Source organism: Yoonia sp. (assembly GCF_017854565.1).
Taxonomy (GTDB): domain Bacteria; phylum Pseudomonadota; class Alphaproteobacteria; order Rhodobacterales; family Rhodobacteraceae; genus Yoonia.
Genome location: NZ_JAFMHJ010000022.1, coordinates 15,093 through 36,929, shown reverse-complemented (window position 1 = coordinate 36,929; position 21,837 = coordinate 15,093). Strand labels below are relative to the sequence as shown.

The window sequence follows — 21,837 nt, the reverse complement described above, 5'->3', positions numbered from 1 at the left end:
GGTTTATCCGATATTGCGTCTCCGCCGGGGTATCCCCCGGTCTTGTTTTCTGCGGCCCTCCCGCCTCAATGCGGGAACGGCCACAACCTTAGTTTATCCTTCAGCAGCGCCCACAGGCGCGCCAATCCGTGCGGTTCGACAATCAAGAAGAACATGATCAGCGCCCCGACGATCACGAACTCGAAATGGGTCGCCAGCGCCGTATCCCATCCCATGACCCCGGTCAGGATGTTGCGCAACAAGACCGGCAACAACACCATGAACGCGGCACCGGCGAAGCTTCCGAAAATGCTGCCAAGCCCCCCGATGATGATCATGAACAACACCAGGAACGACTTGACGATTCCATAGGCCGATCCCACCTCGACCGCGCCCAGATAGACGGTGAACAAAAGCGCCCCGGCGATCCCGACGTAAAAGCTTGAAACCGCAAAGGCCGTCAATTTGGCCTTCAGCGGGTTCACCCCGATGATCTCAGCCGCAATATCCATGTCCCGAATGGCCATCCATTGCCGTCCGATGGACCCGCGCGTCAGGTTCCGCGCGATCCAGGCCAGCACGAAGACGAACCCGAAACAGAACAGGTATTTCACCCACGCCTCTGCATTCGGCCCGGTCACCGCGATACCGAACAGGCTGCGTTCCGGTGCCGATATCTGGCCAGACGCCGAATAGTTGAAGAACCACGGCACCTTGTTGAACATCCAGATCAAGAAGAACTGCGCGGCCAACGTCGCAACCGCCAGATAAAAGCCCTTGATCCGCAAACTGGGCAGGCCAAACGCCAACCCCACCATCGCGGTCATGAACCCCGACAACAGGGTGATGCTGATCATGTCCAACCACGGGAACGCCGTCATCAGCTTATACGAGGTATAGGCCCCCACTGCCATGAACCCGCCGGTTCCAAGGCTGACCTGACCGCAATATCCCGTCAGAATATTCAACCCCATTGCCGCGATCGCATAAATCAGGAACGGGATCAGAATGGCGCTTGCCCAGTAATCGTTGATCACAAAGGGCACGACACCCACCCCGATCAGCAGAACCGCGTAATACCGATACCGATCGAACGCGATCGGAAACGTCTGGTTATCCTCGGCGTAGGTGGTCTTGAAATCACCCGCTTCACGATAAAACATCAGGCCTGCTCCCTTACCATCATCACGCGGCCCACCATCCCCACAATCAGGCCAACGGGCGTCAGTATCATCGGCCATACGGTCATGTCGCGCTGCCCAAACAGCTCTGCCGCCGCGAACAAGCCCGCGAACCAGAAGATGCCAAAACCGATCGTGGTGATCAGCGCCCAGCTCTTCTTGGCGGTGCTGCCCCCTTTGGAAAACGCCGGGCGACCGACATTGGTGAACAAATTGCGCGGGTCAAGTTGTGCCATGCCTCATACCCTCTCGATGATTTTTTCGCCAAACAGGCCCTGCGGACGGAACACAAGGAACACCAGCGCCAGAACATAGGCGAACCAGTTCTCCGTCGCTCCACCGATCATCGGCCCGATCGCAAATTCGAACAACGCCTCGCCGACCCCGATGATCAGGCCGCCCACGATGGCACCGGGGATCGACGTGAACCCGCCCAGCATCAGCACCGGCAGCGCCTTCAGCGCAATCAGCGACAGCGAGAACTGCACGCCCGATTTCGAGCCCCACATGATCCCCGCCACAAGCGCGACGATCCCGGCCAGCGACCACACCAGAACCCAGACGTAATTCAACGATATCCCTACCGACAGCGCCGCCTGATGGTCATCCGCCACCGCCCGCATCGCGCGCCCGTTCTTGGTGTATTGCGAATAGGCAATCAGGCCCGCAACCAGCACGGCGGCAATCATCGCCGCCCAGATATCCAGATTGTCGATGAAGAACCCGTAGCCGAAGATATTGAAGGTCGCCTCGTCAATCGCATCGTTGATGCCCTGCGGCAGGCCGACATCAAGGTTTCTGATCTCCGACCCCCACATCAGGTCCGAAATCCCCTCCAGAAAATAAGCAAGGCCAATGGTCGCCATGAACAAGATGATCGGCTCCTGCCCGACCAGATGCCGGAAGATGAACTTTTGCACGAACAAGGCAAAGCCGATCATCACCACCACGGTCAGCAAGATCGCGAAAAACGCAGGCACCTCCCAGCCGAAGTAGTGCAGGTCTGTCCCAAAAATCTCGTTGATCAGATGCGCGAACGGAACACGGCCTTCCTGAATGCCGACCAGCGTCATCGCCGCGAACAAGGCCATCACGCCCTGCGCATAGTTGAAAATGCCCGACGCCTTGAAGATCAACACAAAGCCCAGCGCCACCAGCGCATACATCACCCCGGTCATCAGACCGTTGAGCGTGACCTCCATCGCGAAAATCAGTTGATCAGGCATGGGTGCCTCCGTCGATGTGAATAAGGGGCGTATGCATCAGGTGTGCATGGGCTGTGCATCGATTGTGCATGGTCGTTTTCACGCTGTGCTCAGTCATGGGACACCCCCAGATAGGCGTCGATGACTTCCTGATTGTTGCGCACCTCTTCGGGCGTGCCGTCACCGATCTTCTTGCCGTAATCCATGACCACCACGCGGTCCGAAAGGTCCATCACCACGCCCATGTCGTGCTCAATCAGAACGATGGTCGTGCCGAATTCATCATTCACGTCCAGAACGAAGCGGGACATGTCCTCCTTCTCCTCCACGTTCATGCCCGCCATGGGTTCGTCCAGCAGGAGTATCTTGGGTTCGGCCACCAGCGCGCGGGCCAGTTCCACCCGCTTTTTCAACCCATAGGGAAGGCGGCCAACCGGCGTCTTGCGAATGGCTTGAATCTCAAGGAAATCAATGATTTCCTCTGCTTTCTGCCGGTTCGCAACCTCTTCGCGCTGCGCTTTCCCCCACCAGAATGCCTGATCCAGAATGCTGGCGTTCATGTGGTTCAACCGCCCGGTCATGACGTTGTCCAGAACCGTCATTCCCTCGAACAGGGCAATATTCTGAAACGTCCGCGCTATGCCCTGACGCGCCACCTTATAGGGCCGCATCGGTGGGCGTTTGGTGCCCTTGTAGATCACCTCGCCCTCTTGCGGGTTATAGAACCCCGAGATGACGTTCAGCATCGATGATTTTCCGGCCCCGTTCGGCCCGATGATCGCACGGATCTCACCCTCGCGAATGTCGAACGAGATATCCTTGATCGCCACAACCCCCCCGAAACGAAGGGTAATATTGCGCATCTCCATCACAACGCCACCAATCTGACGCCCGTCCGCAGTGACATATCCATCGTGGCTCAGATCGTTCATTCCGCCCTCTCCCGCACCCCTTGGGCCGAGCGGAAAATCAACGCTCCAACCAGTCCGTAAATCGCCAATGCAATCACCGCCCAGACAAAACTGTTGGCCCAGACATCAGGCATGCCAAACACCAGTGCCGCGACACCGCAGATGCCAATCGCCCCCCCCTGCAAGACCGCAGCGCCCTTGATCACATAGCGCCCCGCGACCCAACTGGCCGCGAACCCAAGCAAGAACAGCATCACCGCGATCAAGCTCATTCCGCAGCCACTTTGTGATGATCCACCTCGGCCGCAACGGCCGCATCGCACAGTTTCAGCGTGGCCGTGATCTTGCCTTTGCGACCATCCTCATAGGTGACCTCGGTTTCGGTGTACTGTTCTGATTTTCCACTATAAAGTGCCTCAATCAGATCAGCGAACTTCTCCTCGATGATGCGGCGGCGCACCTTGCGGGTCCGCGTCAACTCGCCATCATCTGCGTCCAGTTCCTTATGCAACACAAGGAACCGGTGAACCTGGCAGCCCGACAACATCGCATCCTCGGCAACGCTGCGATTGACCTCTTCGACGTGGCTCTTGATCGTTTCCAGCACCATCGGATGGCTCGCCAGTTCCTGATACGAGGCGTAGGCGATGTTGTTGCGCTCGGCCCAATTTCCCACTGCCGTCAGATCGATATTGATGAAGGCGGTGCAGAATTCGCGCCCGTTGCCGAACACGACCGCCTCCAGAATATTCGGGAAAAACTTGAGTTTGTTTTCAACATATTTCGGTGCAAAGAGCCGCCCGTCGGCCATCTTGCCCACATCCTTGGCCCGGTCGATGATGCGCAGGTGGCCTGAGCCCTCCTCGATGAAACCGGCGTCGCCGGTGGCGACCCAGCCTTCGGCATCTTTGGTGTCGGCGGTGCTTTCGGCGTTCTTGTAGTATTCGACGAACACACCCGGCGAACGGTAAAAGACTTCGCCGCTTTCCGCGATCTTGATCTCGACCCCCGGCGACGGCACCCCAACAGTATCGGGCCGCACCTCGTGATCGGGGTGCTGTGTGATGAACACGCTGGCCTCTGTCTGACCATAAAGCTGTTTCAGGTTGATCCCCAAAGCGCGATAGAAATCAAAGATTTCAGGGCCGATCGCCTCACCCGCAGTATAGCCAACGCGTACACGGCTCATGCCAAGCGTGTTTTTCAGCGGGCCAATCACCAACAGGTCACCAAGCTGGTATTTAAGCCAGTCCAGCATGCCCACCGGTTTGCCATCCAACATGCGGGGCCCGACCTTTTTCGCGTGATCCATGAAGTAGTGGAACATGCGTCTCTTGAAGGGGCTCGCATCCTCCATCCGGATCATCACGGATGTCAGCAGGTTTTCGAACACACGCGGCGGGGCGAAATAGTAGGTCGGTCCGATCTCACGCAGATCGGTCATCATGGTGTCGGCGGATTCAGGGCAGTTCACGCAAAACCCTGTCCAATAGGCCTGACCGATGGAAAAGATGAAATCGCCCACCCATGCCATCGGCAGATAGGCCAGCACTTCATCATGGGGGTCCAGCCGATCAAACTCGGACGAAGCCTTGGAGGTTTCGATAATGTTGCGGTTGGAAAGCACGACACCCTTGGGCTTGCCCGTGGTCCCGGAGGTGTAAAGCATCACGCAGGTGCTGTCGTAGTCCAGCTCGGCCTCACGCGTGGCCAACTCATTCTCGAACCGCTCCCGCGCAGCACGACCTTCGGACTGCACGCTGGCCAGAGAATGAAGCTTGGTGTGGTCGTATTTCCGCAGGCCACGGGATTCATGATAGATGATGTGATCAATGTGCTGGATCCGTTCCTGCACCTCGATGACCTTGTCCACCTGCTCCTGATCTCCGGCGATGATGAACCGCGCGCCACAGTGTTCCAGCACATAGGACATCTCTTCTGCGACCGCGTCTTGATAAAGCGGCACGGGAATGGCCCCGACCTTTTGCGCGGCGACCATCGACCAGTATAGCGCCGGCCGGTTACGGCCGATCACGGCGACATGGTCTCCCCGCTCAATCCCAAGCGCCAACAAGCCAAGGGCCATCGCCTCGATTTCGTCCGCCGCCTCGGCCCAGGACCAGGTTTGCCAAATCCCGAATTCCTTTTCGCGATACGCCGGCTTGGAGCCGAATTGACCCACATTGCGCAGCAAGAGCGCGGGAACGGATTGGGGTGCACCCTTGGGCGCCATCACAGTGGACAAACTTCTTCCTCCCTTCGCCGGTTGAATCACCGACGTCCACGGCGGCCTCATATGGTGGGCCAGACTCGTTGCCTTTACCGTGACATAAAATTTGTGGCCGTCAAATTTTTCCTGACTATTGCCCAATCCTTTCGAATTGTAACAAGCCGCCGTGCGCCTTGGCCCGACGCGCCCCCGGTGTTAGCCATAAGCGGGGGAGGACATGGCATGCCGCATCGTATCGGGACCGATCATCTGACACGCGCGGGGCTGAACCTGATCCAGCAGGCGCTGACGATCTATGACGCCGATCTGCGGCTTGCGGTTTGCAACCGGCCGTTCCGCCAGATGTTCGGACTTCCGCAATGGCTGGTAACGCCCGGGGCATCGTTCGCGGATACGATACGCTATCTTGTTGAAACCGGCGAATACGGCCATGTCGACGACCCCGAGGGGTTTGTGCGGGACCGGCTGGAGGCCGCACGCGCCTTTGTCCCGCATTACATGGAGCGTACCCGCGCCAATGGCCGCGTGATCAGTGTCGAAGGCTCCCCCTTGGCCGAGGGCGGGTGGGTCACGGTCTACACCGACATCACCGCGATCAAGCAGCAAGAAACATTGCTGCGTGCCCGATCCGAAGAATTGTCGGACCAACTGCTGACACATGCGGAACGTCTGGCTCAGACAAACCGCGCGCTGGAAGCCACGGTTGGCCAACTGGAGGAGGCCAAGCGCGAATTGACCGAAGCCGAGGCCCGTATCCGCCTGACAACCGAAATGGCGCCCGCCCATATTGCCCACGTCGATCGGGATGGCGTGTACACCTATACCAACCGCCGCCTTTCCGCAGTCCTTCCCGGTAGGCCCAGTGATATCGTCGGGCTTGGATTTGCCGAGGCACTTGGCGTCCCCACCGCAACACGGCTGCGTCCTTATCTGGATGGTGCGATGGTCGGCGAGGCAAGCGTGCTGGAATTCACCGATACGGCAAGTGGCAGGCGCATCCGCACCGCGTTTACACCCGATCAGGCAGAACCGAACGCACCGATCAACGGGGTCTATCTGCTGTCAACAGACGTCACCGAGGAGGCACAGGCCCGCGCTGCCTTGGCGCAGACCCACAAGCGCGAACTGGCGGCGCAACTGACAAGCGGGCTTGCCCATGATTTTGCCAACTTGCTGACCATCATTCTGGGCCTGCAGGGGCGGCTGGAAAAGATGCCCCTGCCCGTTGCAGCGCAAGAACTGACTGGCGCGACCAAGGCGGCCGCACGGCGCGGCGGCGTATTGCTGGACAAGATCGCCCGCATGTCTGGCCCCCAAGAACTGCATCCCGTCCCGACCGACCTTGTCGAATTCCTTGGAAACTTCACGCCCTTGGCCCGTGCACCTCTTCCGGACGGAATCTTACTGCAGATCGACAATCAGGCCGAGGCAAATCTTGTGATGCTGGATGCCGGATCGCTTCAGGACAGTTTGCTGAACCTTGTCCTGAACGCGCGCGACGCCATCGGCGCGACTGGCAAGATTGCGCTGTCGGTCCGCGAAGTTCAGGGAACCTGGCTTGAATTTGTTGTCACCGACACCGGGCCGGGATTTTCCGATGCCGCGCTTCATGCCGCGCTTGACCCGTTCTTTACAACAAAGGGGGATGGCGGATCAGGGCTTGGACTTTCGATGGTCTATGATCAGACAAAATTGTTAGGCGGGCAGGTTCTTTTGGCAAATGATCCAACCGGGGCGCGGGTCGCCCTGAGACTGCCGTTGAAGCTCGCCGTGGCCAATACGCGGCCCCTGTTGATCTTGTTGGTGGATGATACGGCCGACATTCGGACCAATGTCCGCGAAATGCTGACCGATCTCGGCCATCAAGTAATCGAAGCGGAAACGGCTGACGAGGCGTTGACACTTGCCGAATTGCCAGACCTTGACTGGATCCTATCCGACATTCGGCTTGCCGGGGAAACATCGGGGGTGGATTTGCTGAACAACATCGCGGTGCACCATACGCATCTGCGGCTTGCCCTGATGACATCCTTGCCACTGACGGATGATCTTCGGCAGGCTGGCGCGGCGCATTGGCCGGTTTTGTCAAAACCACTTGATCTTGGTGGCCTGCATCACCTTTTGACCAGCGAGGTCGCGGCGTGACCGCCCCACTTGTGACAATTCTGGATGACGAGCCCCAGATCCGGGCGCTGCTCTCAGATGCACTGAGGGAGGCGGGGTTCCGAACAGCCACCTTTGCCCGTGCCACCGAATTCGAGGCGGCCCTGAAATCTGCAACACCTGATGTCTGCCTTGTGGATCTTGGCTTGCCTGATCGCGATGGGTTGGCGGTCGTCCATCGTCTGGCGCTGGAATCCGGGGCGGCGATCATCATCATCTCTGGGCGGGCGCAGGTCCAAGACAAGGTTACAGGGCTGGAGCTTGGTGCAGACGACTACATCATCAAACCGTTCGACCCTGCAGAAGTCGTGGCCCGCATTCGCGCCCGTCTGCGCAGCGCCGCACCACGAGAAACGCGCCAGAACGTGGCACAATTCAACGGTTGGGTTGCGGACTTTGACCGTTACATCCTGATCTCGGAGGATGGTGCCGAAACCGCCTTTTCCCACGCCGAGGGCGAGGTGCTCCGCCTGTTTCTAAACGCGCCCAAACGACTGATTTCACGTCAGCAGATGCAGGAAGGCCTTGGCGGTGCTGCGGGGGAAAGCTTTGATCGTGCCATGGACGTGCGCATATCGCGCCTGCGGACCAAGCTTGGTGAAGACCCCCGAAACCCACGTCTGATCAAGACGATCTACGGGGCGGGCTATATCTTTCTTGGCGATGTCAGTTGGCGCTAGGCGGCAGGTGATCAACCCTGCCCGTCAGCATGTCAGGAACGCTGGTCGGACAGGCCGGAAACGGCTTCGGCAAGAACCTGCAAGCCGATCACCAGATCAACCTCGGCAGTGTCTTCATCAAAGCTGTGGCTGATCCCGTTGATCGACGGCACGAACAACATGCCAACCGGCATCAGCCGCGCCACGTTCGACGCATCGTGCAGCGCCCCGGACGGCATCGCGCGCCATTTGCCCGGCGCAATCTTTTCGGCGGCAGCAGACAGGGCGGCCTGCATCGTGGCATCCATCGGCATCGGCGCCAAGTCCTGGCGCAGTCGGGCGGTCGCAACATCCAAGCCACTCTCGCGGGAAACGTCATCCAAGAGGTCGATAATCACCCGCTCCATGCGATCAAGGCGGTCGACATCCCCGTCGCGCCATTGAAGGGTGAACGTCGCCCGCCCCGGCACGATCGAGGAAGCGTTCGGATGAACGGTAATGTGCCCAATCGTCCAGACCGACTGCGGCGTCACCACGTTTGCAAAACGGTCGGGCAATCGCGCCGCAATTTGAACGGCACCCTGAAACGCATCCTTGCGCAGGGCCATTGGGGTCGTGCCTGCATGGTTTTGCTGGCCGGTGACCGTGACCTGCAACTGGCGCAGGCCAACGATGGCGGTAACGACGCCGATCGCCTCATGCGCCTGATCCAGGATCGGCCCCTGCTCGATATGCATTTCCAGAAACCCTGTGAACCGCGACGGATCGACAAAGTCACCCGCTGTGTCGGCGACCGCCTGCCGGGCATCGCCAAACCGGACGCCATCCGTTGCCGTCAGTTCATCAGCCTGCACGAGATCAAGCTTCCCTGACCAGATGGAACTGCCAGTCAGCGCACCAAACCGCCCCTCTTCATCCTGAAAGCTGACGACAGATACCGGGGGGCCACCGGCCTCCTGCGCCGCGCGCGCCACCTCAAGGGCCGACATCACCCCAAGCGCGCCGTCCAACCAACCGCCTTCAGGCTGCGTATCAGAGTGAGAGCCCACCAAGATCGACTGCCCCGGCGCAAGTCCGAACAGGTTACCCGCCGGGTCAAGATGGGGAGTAAGCCCCGCCTCGGCCATCCGGTCAGCCAACCATTTGCGAGATGCGACATCCGTATCGCTGAAGGCGCGGCGGCGCACCCCGGTGCCATCCGCGCCGAACTGGCGAAGGGCATGCAGGTCGGCAAGAAATCGGGCGGGATCAGGGCGCATGTCGTTCCTCCATCGTCATTCTGGCGTAATCGCAGGTTGCTGTGCTACGGTCCAGCGATGGATATGATCGCGTTAGCATTTTATGCCATTGTCTGTGCGGTGCTTTCGTTGGCTGCGCCGCGGCTTGGCGCACCATTGGCTCGGTTTGGAATTGGCGCCGCCGTGGGATTGCTTGCTGCCGCAACACTTCCGGTCTTGCGGCAGATCATCACTGGATGACTTTGCTTCCCTGCTTAGCCAGATCAATATCCGCTACAGCAAATCCTGTTCATCATCCGTGATATCAAGACCAAGCGCTTCCATGCCGGCCTCCAGATGGTCGGCGAAATGCGGGCTTCCCAACAGGTAGTCGGCGGTCGGCGTTGTCGCCTCCTCTTTGGCGGTCGTCAGCGCCTCGTCCCAATCTTCGGCATCGAAACTTCCACGGCCGATCCAGAAGATCGCGATCAACTCTGCCTGCTCGTCTTCGTTCAGGGCATCGATAAAGGCCCGCAACTCCCGTTCGGCCCGCCGCATTTCGTGACCCATCAAGACAATCTGAGCCACTTTGCGTTCTGAAATTTCCATGGTCTGCGCCCTCCCTAGTCCAAGACTTTCGAGAACCATGCCACCAACCCGTCCACGCCCGCCTTGATCCTGCTCAAATCACGAGAATAGGCGGTAGTAAGCCCAGTCCGGCAAGAACTGGCTTGCCCGGAACATCAGACCAAAGGCGGTTGGAAAGCTTTTCTTGAACTGATCCGTGCCCATGTGTTCGAACATTTCCTTGGCGGCGTCTTCGGGTTCCATGATGAAGGGCATCTTGAAGTCGTTCTTCTGTGTCAGGCGGGTTTTCACAAATCCGGGGTTTACGACCTGCACGGCAACGTTCGTTTTGCGCAAATCCGCATACATTGATTCCGCAAGATACATCAGACCCGCCTTGGAGGCGCCGTAGCCGATCGCGCCGGGCAGACCCCGAAACCCCGACAGGCTGCCCGTCAAAACGATGTGGCCATGGCCTCGGTCAACGAACGCGGGCACCACATGACCAAGTACACGCGCGGCACCCGTCAAGTTGATATCGAACATTGCCGTCACTTCTTCGGCGTTCCATTGGGTTGCTGGTTGCGGCCAGTAGACACCCGCAAGATAAATCATGCCATCGATGTCACCCACCTCGGTCACGGCCTCGGCAACCGATTTCGGGTCTGAAACGTCGATCGGCACATAGGATGCGCGCCCCGGCAGCTCTGCTACCAACTCTTGCAGCCGATCCTCTGACCGGGCCGAAACGATAACTTCAACTCCGGCGCGGCTCATGCATTCGGCAACCGCGCGCCCCAACCCCTCGGACGCCCCGATCAGCCAATATCGTTTCCCATTCCAGTCCCGCATCGCATCCACTCCATCATTCTCGTAAAATAGCTTTATCTCTCCACCTGCGACCGCAGAGGCCCGCCCGCGTCGTCCGCCAGTGGCGTTGCGGCCAATAGCGCAATCGCCAGCAACTTTAGCGCGCAAGGCACGACCGCATACAAAAGCGTCAAGAGCCGCAATGCGTCTTGGTCATTCTCTCCCCCGGGGACAAACCCCGCACCTTCCAACGCCGGAAGCAAGGCGACGGCTGCGAACGCAAGCGAGAGTTTCGAGACAAACGCCCACAACCCGAACGCCGCGCCCGCATCAGGGGCAACGGTTTCCATTCGCCGCGCGAACGCTGCCGGCAACAGCGTCAGGTCCGCACCAAGCGCGGCACCTGAGGCAAGGCAGATCAGCGCAAAGGCAAGCGTATCGCCGGGCCCCAGAAACAGCACCATGCCAAAGGCAAGGATGGCCAGCGCCATAGCGAACAACAGGGCCTGCCGGGTTCCAATCCTGCTGGCAACGCGCGACCAGACAGGCGCAGAGACCGCCGCCGCGAGGAAGAACAGCAACAGCAAAGGCCCCTCCCACCCCGGTGCGCCGAGAACGCTTTCGACGTAAAACAGGAACAGGGTGGACGAAACGGCGACAGGAATTGAATTCAACAGAGCAATCAACAGCAACCGCCGCGCGATGGGATCGGCCAGAACCACCCGAAACCCCATGCCGCCCAGTTCGCCACCATGGCCCCATTCACCGCGCATCAGTGCAAGGGCCAGCAAGCAGACCCCAACAAAGCCCACGGCGAATGCCGCGAACGGCGCGCCGATAACGATCAGGGCGGTCGGCGCAACAGATGCCACACAGACCCCCAGAAGCGCGCCGGTTTCGCGCCATGATGCCAGACGCAGATAACCTTTGTCGCCCAAGTGCGCCGCAGTCTGGACGCCCTCCGCGTAGAAACAGATCGTCAGGAATGAGAAGCTGGAAAAAAGGCCCGTCAGGGTGAGGGCGAACCACCACAGCGGTGCAATCGGTGGCACAACGGCGAACAAGCCGACCATCGAGAGGGCCAGAACCAAGACACCGATGCCAACCGCCAGGCCCCGCCACGCACGCGTGATCTGCGCCAGCCAGCCCAACACCGGATCCTGCACCACGTCGAACAGGCGAAGCGCGAACAGAATGCCCGCCAACGCAGTCAGTCCGATGCCGTATTCATCAACGTAGAACTTTGGCGCGTGGATATAGATCGGCAATCCAGCCGCCGCCAGCATGGCCGCAAAGACCGCATAGCCGTGAAGCCGGGGTGATTGCCTCACCGCGACACCTCGTCAGAGGGTGGCATGGGGCGCGCACGATACTTCGCGCCTTTCCACCACAACTTGATTGCCTGCCAATGGATCAGGCCCAAGACCCGTCGCGCGCCAAGGGGACGGCGGATCGCAGCACGCAGAATCGCGCCATTTGTCAGCGGCACACGCCGCCCGGTAAGCGTGGCCATCAGGCCCTCGGAACCAGTGGAATAATCGATCCAGATACCGATTCGATCCGGCCGAATGTCGAACCGAAAGGTGTATCCACCTTCGATGGGTTGAAAGGGCGACACGTGAAAGACTTTGGTGGCCGTCAAGGTGTCAGCCCGGTCGATGGGCCGATGGTCCGCATGGATGCAAAGGTAGGAATGTCTGTCGCCAAAGGTATTCGACACTTCCGCAATCACGGCGCGCAGCTTGTCATCCACGTCATGGGCCAGCCAGAAACTGACTGGGTTGAATACATGCCCCAGCATACGTGGCTGTGCCAGCAATTCCAGCTTTCCTGATGTAACTTCTGACAGTCCGTGCGCCGCCAGAACCTCTCGTGCCCACGGCGCGCCGCGCCCTGCCTTGGGCGGCCCGCCATGGTCACTGTCCCAAAGCGAGGTCAGATTGGCGCGATTCCGACCGAAAAGGCGCGGGGTTACAACCGGGGCTTCGGCATCAATGAGTACGTAGTCGATGCTGTATTTGAAGGCATTTTCAACATCGCCGCGCCGCCCGTGAAAGGTTTCACCGGCGATATGATCGACACCGTCATTCACGCTGCCACAACGGCATTGTCACGTTGCGCAATCGCCGCCACGACATCAAGAGCGCTCGCATAGCCATCTTCATGGAAGCCGTTTTTCATCCATGCCCCGCAGTACCATGTTGCATTGGAGCCATTGATATCACGGATCGTCCCCTGTGCGGCAAGTGCTGCAAGATCATAGACAGGATGGGCGAAACTTGCCGTATCAAAAATCAGCTTGTCGTCGATCGGCCCGCGGCTGTTCAGTGTCACGAAAAGGGGATCGCTTTCGGGTATGGGTTGCAGGCAATTCATCCAATACGTCAGGTCGATCGGTCCCCCAGTGTGTCCGGGCCGTTCGGTGTAATTCCAACTGGACCACGTTTTGCGCCGCTGAGGCATGGCACGGCTATCGGCGTGCAAGACGGCAGTGTTTTCCTGATATCGGATCGCGCCAAGGGCAGCCGCTTCCAACGGTGTCGGATCTGCCAATAGAGCGAGGGATTGGTCGGAGTGGGTCGCAAAGACTACCTCGTCAAACAGATCAGGATGACCCCCGCGGACGACCTCGACCCCTCCGCGAACGCGGCGCACGGCTTGGACCGGGGCCGCAAGGTTGATTTCCACGCCACGCCCACGCATCGCGCGCTCCAGCCGTTTCACGTATTCAACGGAACCACCCTGAACGGTCCACCACTGGTGCTGCCCAGTCGCACTAAGCAAAGCGTGGTTGCGAAAAAACCGGACCAACGCCTGCGCGGGGAAATCCATGATCTCCTCTTTCGGGGTCGACCAGATGGCACCCGAAATCGGCAGGATATAGTAGTCGCGGAACCACTGGCCCATGCCCATCTGATCCATCAGTTGGCCCAAGGTGATGGAACTGTCGGTTGCCACCTTTTCCGCCTGAGTGTTGAAGCGGATCAAGTCCCGGATCATTCGCAGAAAACCCGGCTTCACCAGATTGGATTGCTGCGCAAACAGTGCGCCGACGCTACGCAACCCATATTCCATCGCACCCCCGTTGATAGAGGCCGCAAAGCTCATGTCACTTTTGGCGACCGGCACGTCCAAATCATCGAAAAGCTTGGTCAGATTGGGGTAATTGGCGTAGTTGAACACGATGAAGCCGGTATCGACCGGCTGATCACCGTTCCTGCCCGCAACGATTGTCCGCGCATGGCCGCCAAGGCGGGGCTCCGCCTCGAACAAGGTCACTGCGTGATCCAGCGCCAGATGGTACGCGGCACCCATCCCCGATATTCCACCGCCAATGACGGCGATACGTTTCGGTGTAACGGCAGAAGTTTCGAATGGCACTGAATGCTCCCTGGTCATCAACGATTCTTGCGTTGACAGGGATACGCGCCGTGCCGTGGCATAGATCAAAGAAAATTGTTTGATCCGCTCTAGGGATTATCCCGTATCATGTCTATGATGTTGGTGAACGACCATGCGATCAAAACAACCGGGGTCCTGGCAGATGTTCATCTGGCAAAGTCAGGACTGTTGCGGGAAGCAAAGCGTGGACAGGCCGTGACAGCACATGACCAAAAAGAAGCGCAATGGGTTGCCCGTGTGGCTGCCATTGCGCGCGATCAGGACCAAAAGGCGTTTGCCGAACTTTTTCGGCATTTCGCGCCGCGGGTGAAGGCGTTCTTGATAAAGTCAGGGGCAGACCAGAGCCTTGCGGAAGAATGCATGCAGGACGTGATGGCGACGCTTTGGCGCAAATCACATTTGTATGACCCGTCGCGGGCGTCCGTGGCGACATGGGTCTTCACGATTGCACGCAATCGCAAGATCGACCTATTGCGCAAATATGCGCGCCCCGAACCTGAAGACCTTCCATGGGGGCCCGAGGCCGCGCCGGATCAGGCTGATGCAATTGCGCTGCAACAAGACAGCACACGCCTGGCCGAGGCCATCCGGACCCTACCCGAGAAACAGCGCAACTTGATTGAGCGCGCCTATTTCGGCGATTTGACCCACAGTGAAATCGCCGCCGAGACCGGTCTGCCCCTTGGCACGATCAAGTCGCGGATTAGGTTAGCACTCGACCGGTTACGACACGCAATGACCTGAGGCACGATGACGACGATCAGACACCATATCACAGACGACTTGCTGATGGGCTATGCGGCTGGCATTTTGCCACGTGCATTTGACCTTGTGGTCGCTACCCACGTCTCCCTAAGCGACGAAGCGCGCGCGCGCTTGTCAAGTTACGAAGCGATCGGCGGCGCCGTTCTGGATGACGCCGGAGAGGCGGATCTGGACAGCAATAGCTTGGAAAAGACTTTGGCACGCATTCAGGGAATGCCCATGCGTGAGCCCAGTCATAATCGCGGCCGTGGCATCTTTCCGGGTCCGCTGTATTCGATGGCCGGTGGTGATCCAGACGACATCAAGTGGCGCAGCCTCGGTATGGGCACCAAGCAGTGCATCTTGCATTCAGACAAGGATGCCAGTGCCCGTTTGCTTTATATTCCCGCAGGTCAGGCGATGCCGCAGCACAGCCACCGCGGAACTGAAATGACCTTGGTTCTGCAGGGGGCTTATCGTGACGAGTCCGATCGCTTTGCCCGCGGCGATATCGAGATTGCCGATCAGGATATGAAACACACGCCCGTCGCCGAAGCGGGGCAGGATTGCATCTGCCTGATTGCGACAGACGCGCCGCTGAAATTCAGCGGCCTCTTGCCACGCATTGCCCAGCCTTTTCTGGGCATCTGAACTTCGTCATCTCGGTAATTTGTGCGCCCGCCAGCCTCATGCTGGTGGGCGCTTTTCGTTTGACTGCGGCGCGCTTGGCTTGATCTCGTTGCAAATGCAATGATAGCCTTTGGTATAGTATCAACGCGACGGAGATCCCGATGAACAGGCAGAGCGCGCCCCATGATCTGACCTCGGACGGCACGGGGTCTGGACCCCACGCGGGCTATATGCCGGGCTTTGGAAATGACTTCGAGACGGAAGCCCTGCCGGGCGCTTTGCCGCAGGGCATGAACAGCCCGCAGAAATGCAACTATGGCCTTTATGGCGAACAACTGTCGGGCACCGCATTTACCGCACCCAGCCATCAGAACGAACGCACCTGGTGCTATCGTATCCGCCCCTCGGTCAAGCACTCTGGCCGTTATGCACGGATCGACCTGCCCTACTGGAAGTCCGCGCCGCATGTTGTGGACGACGTCATGTCGTTGGGCCAATACCGTTGGGACCCGATCCCGCACAGCGACGCGCCGCTGACTTGGTTGACAGGAATGCGCACGATGACGACGGCGGGCGACGTGAACACACAGGTTGGCATGGCCAGCCACATCTATCTGGTCACCAAAAGCATGGAGAATGCCTATTTCTATTCGGCCGATAGCGAACTTCTGGTCGTCCCGCAGGAAGGTCATCTGCGCTTTTGTACCGAGCTGGGGGTGATCGACATTGCGCCACGAGAAATTGCCATCATCCCGCGCGGTCTTGTCTACCGGGTTGAAATACTGGAAGGGCCCGCGCGCGGCTTTGTCTGCGAGAACTATGGCCAGAAATTCGACCTGCCCGGACGTGGCCCGATCGGCGCAAACTGCATGGCCAACAGACGTGATTTCAAGACACCCGTCGCCGCGTTCGAAGACCGGGAGACCCTGTCGACCCTGTCGATCAAATGGTGCGGCCAATTTCACGAAACCCAGATCGGGCATTCGCCGCTGGATGTGGTCGCTTGGCACGGTAATTACGCGCCCGTGAAATACGATCTGACCACCTATTGTCCCGTCGGTGCGGTTCTTTTCGATCATCCAGACCCGTCGATCTTTACCGTCCTGACTGCACCCTCTGGCGTGGAAGGGACGGCCAACATCGACTTCGTGCTGTTTCGCGAACGCTGGATGGTGGCCGAAAACACGTTTCGCCCGCCATGGTATCACAAGAACATCATGTCCGAGTTGATGGGCAACATTTATGGCCAGTACGATGCCAAGCCGAAAGGCTTCGTTCCGGGCGGCATGAGCCTGCACAATATGATGCTGCCACACGGCCCTGACCGCGATGCCTTTGAAGGCGCATCAAACGCCACCCTGAACCCGCACAAGCTGGACAATACCATGTCTTTCATGTTCGAAACCCGTTTTCCGCAGCACTTGACCCGCTTCGCCGCCACCGAGGCCCCGCTTCAGGATGATTACATCGACTGCTGGACTTCGCTGGAAAAGAAGTTCGACGGCACGCCGGGTAAGAAGTAAAACCCGCCGAAAACAACAATCGGAAGGAACAGCCATTGCAAGCAGGCTTCGCAAGCGCAGGTGACATGATCGAAAAACAGACCAGCTTCATCGAAATCGGAGATGGTTTGTGGGCATTCACGGCAGAGGGAGATCCGAATTCCGGTGTCATCATCGGCGATGACAGTGTGATGGTCATCGAGGCACAGGCGACCCCACGCTTGGCGCGCAAGGTAATCGCGTGCATCCGCGGCGTCACTGACAAGCCCATCAGCCATCTTGTGTTGACCCATTATCACGCCGTCCGCGTCTTGGGTGCGTCAGCCTATGGCACGCCTGAAATCATCATGTCCGATACTGCGCGCAGCATGGTCGTAGAACGCGGGCAAGAGGATTGGGACAGCGAATTCGACCGCTTTCCCCGTCTGTTCGAAGGGCATGACGAAATCCCCGGTCTGACGTGGCCGACCACCACCTTCAGCGATGCGATGACCGTCTATCTTGGCAGCCGCCGCGTCGACATCATGCACTTGGGGCGGGCACATACCGCGGGCGATGCTGTGGTCTGGGTGCCCGATGCCGAGGTCATGTTTACCGGCGATATCGTGGAATATCATTCAGCCTGCTACTGTGGCGATGGCCATCTGACAGAGTGGGGCCAGACGCTGGATAATATTGCCAGCTTCGACCCGCAGGCTATTGCGCCGGGGCGTGGTGACGCGTTGGTTGGTCGCGATATGGTGAAAGCCGCCATTGAAAGCACGCGTGATTTCGTTGACAGCACATATCGGCCTGCGGCAAAGGTCGCAGCTCGGGGCGGCAGCCTGAAAGATGCATGGGTGGCCGTGCGTGCCGCCTGCGACCCCAAGTTCCGGGACTACGCAATCTACGAACACTGCCTGCCATTCAACGTCGCGCGGGCCTATGATGAGGCGCGTGGGCTGGACACACCACGGATCTGGACCGCAGCCCGCGACAAGGAAATGTGGGCGGCTTTGCAGGATTAGAGGAACCACGACATGGCAGGTGGCGAAATTATTCGACTGGTGCTGATGACGCTCGTATTTCTGGCGTGGAGCTTCATGATGTTTCGCATGTTGTTCACCATCCGTCGTCGGGTGGTGGATGAAACGGGGGTCATGTTTCCGGGCCCCTTCTGGTTTCTGACGGGCCTGCGGCAATGGCTGACTTCGCCTCAGGATCGGACAGATCGGCGAGCCCTTTTCTTCCTGACGTTCGTCATGTTCGCGATGATTGCGATGCAGGTCTTGGCTGCCCGAGGGGTGCCCGATGCCATATGACTACGCGCCGTTCCCCTATACCGCACCGGCGGGTTTGACAGAACCGGAACCGCGCCAAAGGGTCGTGATCGTGGGGGCCGGACCGATCGGTTTGGCCATGGCACTTGAATTGGCACAGCACGGTGTGTCGTCGGTTGTGCTGGACGATAACAACGTGGTGTCCGTTGGCTCTCGTGCAATCTGCTGGTCGAAACGCAGCTTGGAGATTCTGGATCGACTGGGCGTGGGGGCTCGCATAACCGACAAGGGCGTGACTTGGCAGGTGGGGCGCACATTTCATCGCGCCGCAGAAGTGTTCTGCTTTGATTTGCTGCCCGAGGATGGGCACAAGATGCCTGCTTTCGTGAACCTGCAGCAATACTATGTCGAGCAGTTTCTGGTGGAGGCATGTCAAGCCAACCCGCTGGTCGACCTGCGGTTCATGAATCGGGTTACAGCTGTAACCCAGAACGGGTTCACAACGGTGGAGATCGAGACGCCGGATGGGGCATATACCCTTGAATCCGAATACCTTCTGGCCTGTGACGGCGCAAAATCGCCCCTTCGTCAGATGCTGGGACTGGAGTTCGATGGGGAGTTGTTCGAGGAGCGTTTCCTGATCGCCGACATTGAAATGCAGGGCGACTTCCCAAGCGAGCGGCGGTTCTGGTTTGAACCTGAGTTTCATTCCGGCCAATCCGCGCTTTTTCACAAACAGCCCGACAATATCTATCGGATCGACCTGCAACTGGGCTGGGATGCTGACCCCGAGGCTGAACGCCAGCCCGAGGTAGTGGTGCCGCGGATTGAAAAGGTCGTAGGGCATTCTGACTTCAGGCTCGACTGGGTCAGCGTCTATTCGTTTCAATGTCGGCGGCTGGCGCGGTTTGTTCATGACCGCGTGATATTCGTGGGTGATAGCGCGCATGTCGTCAGCCCTTTTGGTGCGCGCGGCGGCAATGGCGGGTTGCAGGATGTCGATAACTTGGGATGGAAGCTTACCGCCGTTCTGGATGGAACCGCACAGCCCGGTCTTTTGGATAGCTATGATCGGGAACGCACGTTTGGCGCGGATGAGAACATTCGCAATTCAACCCGGGCAACGCGGTTCATGACCCCTGCGGATGGGGTGGAACGCCTGTTTCGCAATCAGGTGCTTGCACTGGCAAGCAAGGCTGATTTCGCCCGCCCCATGATCAATTCCGGACGTCTGTCAAAGCCCTGTGTATATCCGACCCAAGCACCCGATGATTCACGCCTGCCCGAGATGACCCGCCCCGGTGCGGTGGCCCAAGATGCCCCGGTTGGCAATGGCTGGTTGATGGATGAACTGGGGCGGCGGTTTGTGCTGCTTTGTCTTGGGAGTGACACGCCAGAGGTCTCGGGAATTGATGTGATCAAATTTGACCCAACCCAGATGTTGCGGGCGCGTTATCTGGGCACCGCAGACCGCGCGATCTATCTGATCCGGCCCGATCAGGTCATCGCAGCCCGTTGGGTGGATGCGGACGCGGGCATGATCGAGACAGCATTGTCAGCGGCCCGCCAATGACCCTGATCACGTCACCAAATATTGCACAGGCCGATGAATTCTACGCGGAGCTGCTGGCAGCACACAACGGCCTGTCGGATGCGCAAAGCCATGCGCTGAACGCCCAATTGGTCCTGATCCTTGCAAACCATGTTGGCGATCCGAACACCTTGAAAGAGGCCCTGACGCTGGCACGACAGGGGTTCGACACACCGCCATGATCACGCTGAATTATTGCCCACCAGATACGCCGCTGAACATCGTTCATGAGGATCATGAGCTTATTTTGGTGAACAAACCCAATGGTTTGCTAAGCGTTCCGGGAAAGGGCGAACACCTTGCCGATTGCCTGATTGCACGCCTGCAGGCGGCCTTCCCCGAGGTACTTTTGGTACACCGGTTGGACATGGATACGTCGGGGGTGATGGTGTTCGCGCGAACGGCGCATGCGCAGCGTCATCTGGGGCTGCAGTTTGAAAAGCGGCAGATGAAAAAGACCTATGTCGCAAGGGTTTGGGGACATGTGCGCGAAGACACGGGAACGGTTGACCTGCCGCTGATCGTGGACTGGCCGAACCGCCCGTTGCAGCATGTGAACCACGAAACGGGAAAGCCCGCGCAAACCGATTGGCGGATCATAAGGCGCGATGGAAACACAACGCGCATAAGGCTTTACCCGAAAACTGGGCGATCGCATCAGTTGCGGGTGCACATGCGCGAGATTGGCCACCCGATTTTGGGTGATCCGTTTTACGCGACCGGTGAAGCACGCGATTTTCCCCGCCTGATGCTGCATGCCGAAAGCCTGAAACTGCGTCATCCAGACGGGGGCGAAAGCATGAGTTTCCGGGCCAAGGTGCCATTCTGACGGCGTATGACTTTGGTATGCATGCGGTATGAAAATGATGCATACGCCCGCACCATGTAAACTGCGCGGCCGGCAAAGGCCGGTAATCAGCGGGCCGCGCGGCGCGGCATTGGAACGGCGGCAGGTCGTGACGCCGAATGCGCCGCCAACCAAAGGTCATCCACCGCGCGCAGGGCGGCGGGGTCGAAACGGTCGACCTCGTCCCAATAGCGACCCGATGGAACCATGTAACCAAGCGTTGCCTCGGCGGTCTGGGCGGCGGCAAGGGCGGTAGGATCGGGCGCGACGGGCTTGATCGCTGCAAGGCCGGTGACACTCGTGCGCGGGAACAACAGGCGGCTGTTATCTTGCGACAGGTTCACACAGGCGCACCCCCGTTCGGCCGCCAGCAACGCAAGGCGCGCCGATTTCGCCTCGAGGCTTTGAAGCGTGAGATCATCGCGCAGCGGGTCAGCGGTGCCAGTCCCGTAGAAATGAGTGTTGCCCCTTGCCGGATAGACCATATCGCATCCGACAAACGCCATCACCGCCGGGCGAAGCGCTGCCAGCGCCCAATACCCGGCAGTGAATGCCATGGTGCCGCCTGCATAGACGAACCCGCCAAACTGGTTTTGAATGGGAACGTACTGATCAGCCTCGACCAGCGATTGGCCCGGCTGGACCACGGTCGGGTGGCGATCGGCGGGAAAATCCTCCGGAAAGATACAGATGTCCCAATCGGGACGGACGCGCCATGCGTTGTTGATGGCAACGATGTGGGTGAAATGCGCTCGGTCCCATGCAGTTGCCCGAATCGCGTTTGGGCCGCTGCCGATGATCAGAACGGTTGTGTCATCTGCTGTCATTGACAGAATTCCGGGCCACGCACGCGGGTTTGGTGCCGCTTTGAAGTAGTGGCCCGGATTGATCTGCCAAGAGGAAATGGCGCAATTGCCATGATTTTCCCAGCCTGATGAGG

Annotated in this window: 23 protein-coding genes; 10 read left to right on the top strand and 13 right to left on the bottom strand. The window is 59.0% G+C overall.

Annotated elements, in window-relative coordinates:
* Positions 1-65: 65 nt before the first annotated feature.
* From QZ196_RS10415 to QZ196_RS10390, 6 genes are all read right to left on the bottom strand, one after another.
* Positions 66-1,142, bottom strand: a complete 1,077-nt coding sequence (locus tag QZ196_RS10415) for a branched-chain amino acid ABC transporter permease (RefSeq protein ID WP_296426149.1) — start codon at positions 1,140-1,142, stop codon at positions 66-68.
* Positions 1,142-1,396: a hypothetical protein gene (locus QZ196_RS10410; protein ID WP_296426148.1), complete on the bottom strand. Its 255-nt coding sequence runs from the start codon at positions 1,394-1,396 to the stop codon at positions 1,142-1,144. Before QZ196_RS10410 ends, QZ196_RS10415 begins: the two co-directional genes overlap by 1 nt.
* A 3-nt stretch (positions 1,397-1,399) precedes the next feature.
* The gene (locus QZ196_RS10405; protein WP_296426147.1) at positions 1,400-2,386 is read right to left on the bottom strand and encodes a branched-chain amino acid ABC transporter permease; all 987 of its coding nucleotides are present in this window, start codon (positions 2,384-2,386) and stop codon (positions 1,400-1,402) included.
* Between the two features lie 89 nt (positions 2,387-2,475).
* The gene (locus QZ196_RS10400; protein ID WP_296426146.1) at positions 2,476-3,297 is read right to left on the bottom strand and encodes an ABC transporter ATP-binding protein; all 822 of its coding nucleotides are present in this window, start codon (positions 3,295-3,297) and stop codon (positions 2,476-2,478) included.
* Positions 3,294-3,548, bottom strand: coding sequence for a hypothetical protein (locus tag QZ196_RS10395; RefSeq protein WP_296426145.1), 255 nt, complete (start codon positions 3,546-3,548; stop codon positions 3,294-3,296). Before QZ196_RS10395 ends, QZ196_RS10400 begins: the two co-directional genes overlap by 4 nt.
* Complete coding sequence (locus QZ196_RS10390) at positions 3,545-5,509, bottom strand: AMP-binding protein (RefSeq protein ID WP_296426179.1); 1,965 nt, start codon at positions 5,507-5,509, stop codon at positions 3,545-3,547. The genes QZ196_RS10395 and QZ196_RS10390 overlap by 4 nt, the downstream gene beginning before the upstream one ends.
* A 219-nt stretch (positions 5,510-5,728) precedes the next feature.
* Between QZ196_RS10390 and QZ196_RS10385 the strand changes: the two genes are divergently transcribed.
* Positions 5,729-7,651: a PAS-domain containing protein gene (locus QZ196_RS10385; protein ID WP_296426143.1), complete on the top strand. Its 1,923-nt coding sequence runs from the start codon at positions 5,729-5,731 to the stop codon at positions 7,649-7,651.
* Complete coding sequence (locus tag QZ196_RS10380) at positions 7,648-8,349, top strand: response regulator transcription factor (RefSeq protein WP_296426141.1); 702 nt, start codon at positions 7,648-7,650, stop codon at positions 8,347-8,349. The genes QZ196_RS10385 and QZ196_RS10380 overlap by 4 nt, the downstream gene beginning before the upstream one ends.
* Before the next feature lie 32 nt (positions 8,350-8,381).
* On the opposite strand, the gene QZ196_RS10375 is transcribed toward QZ196_RS10380, so the two are convergent.
* The 6 genes from QZ196_RS10375 to QZ196_RS10350 form a co-directional block, all read right to left on the bottom strand.
* A complete protein-coding gene (locus QZ196_RS10375; RefSeq protein ID WP_296426139.1) occupies positions 8,382-9,587 on the bottom strand; it encodes a hydantoinase/carbamoylase family amidase in 1,206 nt (401 codons plus the stop codon).
* A gap of 252 nt (positions 9,588-9,839) precedes the next feature.
* Positions 9,840-10,154 (bottom strand): DUF3775 domain-containing protein, encoded by a 315-nt coding sequence (locus QZ196_RS10370; RefSeq protein WP_296426138.1) that lies wholly within the window; start codon positions 10,152-10,154, stop codon positions 9,840-9,842.
* 78 nt (positions 10,155-10,232) lie between these two features.
* A complete protein-coding gene (locus QZ196_RS10365) occupies positions 10,233-10,964 on the bottom strand; it encodes an SDR family NAD(P)-dependent oxidoreductase (protein ID WP_296426136.1) in 732 nt (243 codons plus the stop codon).
* A gap of 32 nt (positions 10,965-10,996) precedes the next feature.
* On the bottom strand, positions 10,997-12,253 hold the full coding sequence (locus QZ196_RS10360) for an MFS transporter (protein WP_296426134.1): 1,257 nt from the start codon (positions 12,251-12,253) through the stop codon (positions 10,997-10,999).
* On the bottom strand, positions 12,250-13,014 hold the full coding sequence (locus QZ196_RS10355; RefSeq protein ID WP_296426132.1) for a DUF1365 domain-containing protein: 765 nt from the start codon (positions 13,012-13,014) through the stop codon (positions 12,250-12,252). Before QZ196_RS10355 ends, QZ196_RS10360 begins: the two co-directional genes overlap by 4 nt.
* Positions 13,011-14,303, bottom strand: a complete 1,293-nt coding sequence (locus QZ196_RS10350) for an FAD-dependent oxidoreductase (protein WP_296426130.1) — start codon at positions 14,301-14,303, stop codon at positions 13,011-13,013. The genes QZ196_RS10355 and QZ196_RS10350 overlap by 4 nt, the downstream gene beginning before the upstream one ends.
* Before the next feature lie 114 nt (positions 14,304-14,417).
* Here QZ196_RS10350 and QZ196_RS10345 point away from each other — a divergent pair, with 114 nt between their 5' ends.
* The 8 genes from QZ196_RS10345 (at position 14,418) to QZ196_RS10310 (ending at position 20,879) form a co-directional block, all read left to right on the top strand.
* Positions 14,418-15,068 carry a sigma-70 family RNA polymerase sigma factor gene (locus QZ196_RS10345; protein ID WP_296426127.1) on the top strand — a complete coding sequence of 217 codons (651 nt, stop codon included), beginning with the start codon at positions 14,418-14,420 and terminating at the stop codon, positions 15,066-15,068.
* A gap of 6 nt (positions 15,069-15,074) precedes the next feature.
* Complete coding sequence (locus QZ196_RS10340) at positions 15,075-15,719, top strand: ChrR family anti-sigma-E factor (protein WP_296426125.1); 645 nt, start codon at positions 15,075-15,077, stop codon at positions 15,717-15,719.
* A gap of 140 nt (positions 15,720-15,859) precedes the next feature.
* Positions 15,860-17,221: a homogentisate 1,2-dioxygenase gene (gene hmgA, locus QZ196_RS10335; protein ID WP_296426124.1), complete on the top strand. Its 1,362-nt coding sequence runs from the start codon at positions 15,860-15,862 to the stop codon at positions 17,219-17,221.
* 35 nt (positions 17,222-17,256) lie between these two features.
* Complete coding sequence (locus tag QZ196_RS10330) at positions 17,257-18,207, top strand: MBL fold metallo-hydrolase (protein ID WP_296426122.1); 951 nt, start codon at positions 17,257-17,259, stop codon at positions 18,205-18,207.
* Positions 18,208-18,219: 12 nt separating this feature from the next.
* Complete coding sequence (locus QZ196_RS10325) at positions 18,220-18,501, top strand: hypothetical protein (protein ID WP_296426120.1); 282 nt, start codon at positions 18,220-18,222, stop codon at positions 18,499-18,501.
* Positions 18,491-20,032, top strand: a complete 1,542-nt coding sequence (locus QZ196_RS10320) for an FAD-dependent oxidoreductase (RefSeq protein WP_296426118.1) — start codon at positions 18,491-18,493, stop codon at positions 20,030-20,032. Before QZ196_RS10325 ends, QZ196_RS10320 begins: the two co-directional genes overlap by 11 nt.
* The gene (locus tag QZ196_RS10315; RefSeq protein ID WP_296426115.1) at positions 20,029-20,232 is read left to right on the top strand and encodes a DUF2783 domain-containing protein; all 204 of its coding nucleotides are present in this window, start codon (positions 20,029-20,031) and stop codon (positions 20,230-20,232) included. Before QZ196_RS10320 ends, QZ196_RS10315 begins: the two co-directional genes overlap by 4 nt.
* Positions 20,229-20,879: an RluA family pseudouridine synthase gene (locus tag QZ196_RS10310; RefSeq protein ID WP_296426111.1), complete on the top strand. Its 651-nt coding sequence runs from the start codon at positions 20,229-20,231 to the stop codon at positions 20,877-20,879. Before QZ196_RS10315 ends, QZ196_RS10310 begins: the two co-directional genes overlap by 4 nt.
* Before the next feature lie 86 nt (positions 20,880-20,965).
* Here the strand turns inward: QZ196_RS10310 and QZ196_RS10305 are convergent, their stop codons facing one another.
* Positions 20,966-21,724 (bottom strand): hypothetical protein, encoded by a 759-nt coding sequence (locus tag QZ196_RS10305; protein ID WP_296426109.1) that lies wholly within the window; start codon positions 21,722-21,724, stop codon positions 20,966-20,968.
* Between the last annotated feature and the right edge of the window lie 113 nt (positions 21,725-21,837).